The organism is Agromyces humi, from assembly GCF_009720255.1.
In the GTDB taxonomy this organism is placed as follows: domain Bacteria; phylum Actinomycetota; class Actinomycetes; order Actinomycetales; family Microbacteriaceae; genus Agromyces; species Agromyces humi.
The window spans coordinates 1-3,248 of the sequence record NZ_WJSP02000396.1; the positions used below are offsets into that span (position 1 = coordinate 1).

6 protein-coding genes are annotated in these 3,248 nt (G+C 71.7%); 2 read left to right on the forward strand and 4 right to left on the reverse strand.

The genetic code is table 11. The features are described from left to right. A partial coding sequence (locus GH736_RS19740) for a carboxylate-amine ligase (RefSeq protein WP_159606369.1) occupies window positions 1-961 on the reverse strand: 961 nt, incomplete at its 3' end. A gap of 200 nt (window positions 962-1,161) precedes the next feature. Here GH736_RS19740 and GH736_RS19745 point away from each other — a divergent pair. Continuing rightward, window positions 1,162-1,536 (forward strand): YciI family protein, encoded by a 375-nt coding sequence (locus GH736_RS19745; protein WP_159606371.1) that lies wholly within the window; start codon window positions 1,162-1,164, stop codon window positions 1,534-1,536. Between the two features lie 24 nt (window positions 1,537-1,560). Next, a complete protein-coding gene (locus GH736_RS19750) occupies window positions 1,561-1,749 on the forward strand; it encodes a hypothetical protein (RefSeq protein ID WP_203230868.1) in 189 nt (62 codons plus the stop codon). A 24-nt stretch (window positions 1,750-1,773) separates the two neighbouring features. Here the strand turns inward: GH736_RS19750 and GH736_RS19755 are convergent, their stop codons facing one another. From GH736_RS19755 to GH736_RS19765, 3 genes are read right to left on the reverse strand one after another with little or no spacing between them, the layout of a single operon-like run. After that, window positions 1,774-2,067, reverse strand: coding sequence for a DUF1905 domain-containing protein (locus GH736_RS19755; RefSeq protein WP_159606373.1), 294 nt, complete (start codon window positions 2,065-2,067; stop codon window positions 1,774-1,776). Between the two features lie 9 nt (window positions 2,068-2,076). Then, window positions 2,077-2,400 carry a DUF2510 domain-containing protein gene (locus tag GH736_RS19760; RefSeq protein ID WP_159606375.1) on the reverse strand — a complete coding sequence of 108 codons (324 nt, stop codon included), beginning with the start codon at window positions 2,398-2,400 and terminating at the stop codon, window positions 2,077-2,079. Next, on the reverse strand, window positions 2,397-3,206 hold the full coding sequence (locus tag GH736_RS19765; protein ID WP_159606377.1) for a sulfite exporter TauE/SafE family protein: 810 nt from the start codon (window positions 3,204-3,206) through the stop codon (window positions 2,397-2,399). The genes GH736_RS19760 and GH736_RS19765 overlap by 4 nt, the downstream gene beginning before the upstream one ends. Window positions 3,207-3,248 lie beyond the last annotated feature (42 nt).

Genomic DNA, 3,248 nt, shown 5'->3' on the forward strand with positions numbered 1-3,248 from the left:
CCTCCGTCAGCTGCGGCTCGAGCAGGCGCACGAACCCTCGCAGCGCATCGGCCGCGGGGGTGAGCGCGCCCGAGAGCGGGTCGAACACGTCGCCGCGCATGCCGTGGTGCGCGGAGTGGAACACGGCGGCGCTGAGCAGTTCGGGCGGCACCTCCGCCGAGGCCGTGGCCGCGGCATCCGTCGCCCCCGGCGCCTCGAGCGCATGCGAGACGAGTGCCCGCGAGAGCGCCGTGATCAGCAGGGTGTTCTCGGCGTCGAGCTGCGCGTCGCCCATGCGGAACTCGATCGTCGGCAGGTGCTCCGAGAGCCGCACGTCCCACGAGATGAGCGCCAGGTCGGCGGTGCCCCCGATGCCCAGCAGCTGGCGAGTGCGTCGGTCGTAGTCCGCGGCGTCGAGGAACGAGGGCGGGCACCCGGCAGTCGTCCAGCGGCGCATCAGCACGGTGCGCCAGCTGTCGAAACCTGTGTCATGGCCGCGCCACAGCGGTGAGTTGGTGCCGATCGCCGTGAGCAGCGGCATCCACGGCCGCGCCGCATTGAGCGCGATGACGCCGGCCTCGCGGTCGGGAACGCCCACGTGCACGTGCAGGCCGCTCACCTGATGGTCGGCGATGAGGCCGCCGAGGTCGCGGACGATGCGCGCATACCGCTCGCCCTCGGTGATGTCGGGGAAGGGCGTGGTCTGCGGCGCGGTGCCGAGGCTCGCGCCCACGACGCCGAGCTGGGCCGCGTGGTCGGCGACGCGATGGCGGAACCCCAGCAGGGCGGCGCGCGCCTCGTCGAGTGTCGTGAACACGGATGACGCGTGCTCGACCTGCGAGGCGAGGAACTCCTTGTGGGTCACGCCCGCCCAGTCGGGCTCTCGGGAGAGCCGCTCGCGGACCGTCGCCCCCACGTTCGCGGGACGCAGGGTCTCGGGATCCAGGAACTGGAACTCCTCTTCGACACCGAACGTCCTCATGTGCGCCCCTACCCTTCGACGGGAAGCCCCCAATCGAACTCTCTCGGCGCCCGGACCGCCTGTCAAGCCCGCGCGAAACCGGGGGACGCCGAGTACCCCGACGATGTCGAGAATCGGTCGACGGTCTCGACATACTGGTGGGAGCGCGGTCCGCCTCCCGAACGAACGACGATGACGAACGATCGAAGGAGCGAATTCCGATGAAGTACCTCATCCAGATCTATAGCAACCCCGAGTCGCGCGCGGTGTGGGAGAGCTTCACGCCCGAGCAGCAGGTGGAGGGCTACTCCTCCTACCAGGCCATCAGCAGCGAGTTGACCTCCAGCGGCGAGCTCCTTGCGAGCGAGGCGCTCGCCGACATCTCGCTGGCCAAGCGGGTCACCAACGACGACGGCGGCACGGTGGCCAGCGACGGTCCCTTCGCCGAGACGAAGGAGCTGCTCGCCGGCTTCTACCTGGTCGACGTGGACGACGAGGCGCGTGCGGTCGAGATCGCCTCCGGCTTCCCCGAGGCCCGATTCGGGCTCATCGAGGTGCGCCCCGTGCTCGAGATGACGGGCGGCGGCGACCTCTGAGGCCGCCGGGACGCCAGCGACGCCGTGAGCGACGCCGTCCGGGCACTGCGAGACGCCGCACCGTCGGCGCTCGCAGTGCTCGTGCGCCGCTACGGCGACTTCGCGGCGTGCGAGGACGCCATGCAGGAGGCGCTGATCGCGGCATCCGGCGCCTGGCCTCCCGAGCAGCGCTACCTCGCCGGGAAGGCCGAGTCACTGCGTCGACGGCTGTGACGCGCCGACCTCACGGCTCGCCGTTCAGACGTCGACCACCTCGAGCCGTATGTCGACGTCGTCGCCCTCGCCGATGCCCTCGGCGGTGCGCACTGCCTTCTTCAGCGGGAGGACATAGCTGCCCCGCGTGGAGTCGGGGAAGATCGACGTCGACCAGCTGGTCGCGCCGACCGTGACGCGCACCCGCACCGCGCCGAAGCCGCGCCGCATTCGCGGCACCTCGCGGATGTCGTCGGCGAACTCCTCGGGCACGGTGACGAAGAACCAGCCGCCTTGCGCACCCCACTCCCAGAGCGGCGCGGTGAAGCGGAATCGCATGCTCGGATGCTACCGGCCGCCACCGACGAGGCGACGCCGGCGCGGCTTCCCCGGCGCGGCCGGCTCGGGAGCGAGCGGCTCGGTGGTCTGCTCGAGCACGGCGGTGTGCTCGATCACGGCGGTGTGCTCGATCGCCGAGGTGTGGTCGATCCTCGGGGGCTGCTCGACGCGCGCGGCATCCGCGAAGAGCGCGAAGAGGTCGGCGGTGGCCCGGGGCTCGTGCGGCTTCGAGGCCGTGTGCGGGGTCCAGCGGCGGCCGTCCCAGTACCGGAGCGACGCGGCATCCGTCTCATCGTCGTACCAGCCGGCCGCACGGAGGGGCTCGACCGTCACGACTCGGCCTCCTTCCGCTGGAGCCGGATCGCGCGCACCGCGAGTTGCACGGCGGCGACGACCATGAGCGCCGCGAACAGCCGCGCCGACCATTCGGGGGAGAGGAGGAACGCGATCGCGACGCCGCCGAACGAGGCGATCGTCGCCGGGATGCCCACCGCCAGCCCGACCCGCAGGTCGACGATGCCGGCTCGCGCGTTCACCACGGTGCCGCTCACGGCGGTCGGGATCATCACCGCGAGCGACGTGCCCTTGGCCACGAGGTCGCTCATGCCGAAGAACGCCACGAACGCCGGAACCATGATGATGCCGCCGCCGACCCCGAACAGGCCCGACGCGATGCCGATCACGAGACCGAGCGCGACCATGCCGACGATCGGCAGCACGTCGAGCTCGATGCGCTCGCCACGCACGGGTGCGACAAGCAGCATGCGCACGGCGACGGCGATGAGGAGCGCCACGAACAGCCAGCGCAGCCAGCCGAGGGCCAGCCGGCGGAGCATCCACGTGCCGATCCACGACCCGACGATGCCCCCGACGGCGACGATGAGCGCGACCACGAGGTCGATCTCGCCGTTGGCGAAGTAGGTGATCGAGCCGGCGATCGCGGCGGGCACGATGGCGGCGAGCGACGTGGCCGACGCACGACGCTGGTCCATGCCGGCGAAGGTGATGAGGAGCGGGACCATGAGGATGCCGCCACCGACGCCGAACGCCCCCGAGAGCAGCCCGCCGGCCGCCCCGACCAGCGCGAGACGCACCCACCAGGAGCGCGCGCGAACGGCGGGCGCGTCGGGGGAGGTCACCCGCCTACTGTATCCGCGAGGGACGACCGGCCGGCGGTCGCG

Bases quoted from the DNA above. Each gene is read 5' to 3' on its own strand.
- GH736_RS19745 (WP_159606371.1), top strand. From the start codon at position 1,162: ATGAAGTACCTCATCCAGATCTATAGCAACCCCGAGTCGCGCGCGGTG.
- GH736_RS19755 (WP_159606373.1), bottom strand. From the start codon at position 2,067: ATGCGATTCCGCTTCACCGCGCCGCTCTGGGAGTGGGGTGCGCAAGGC.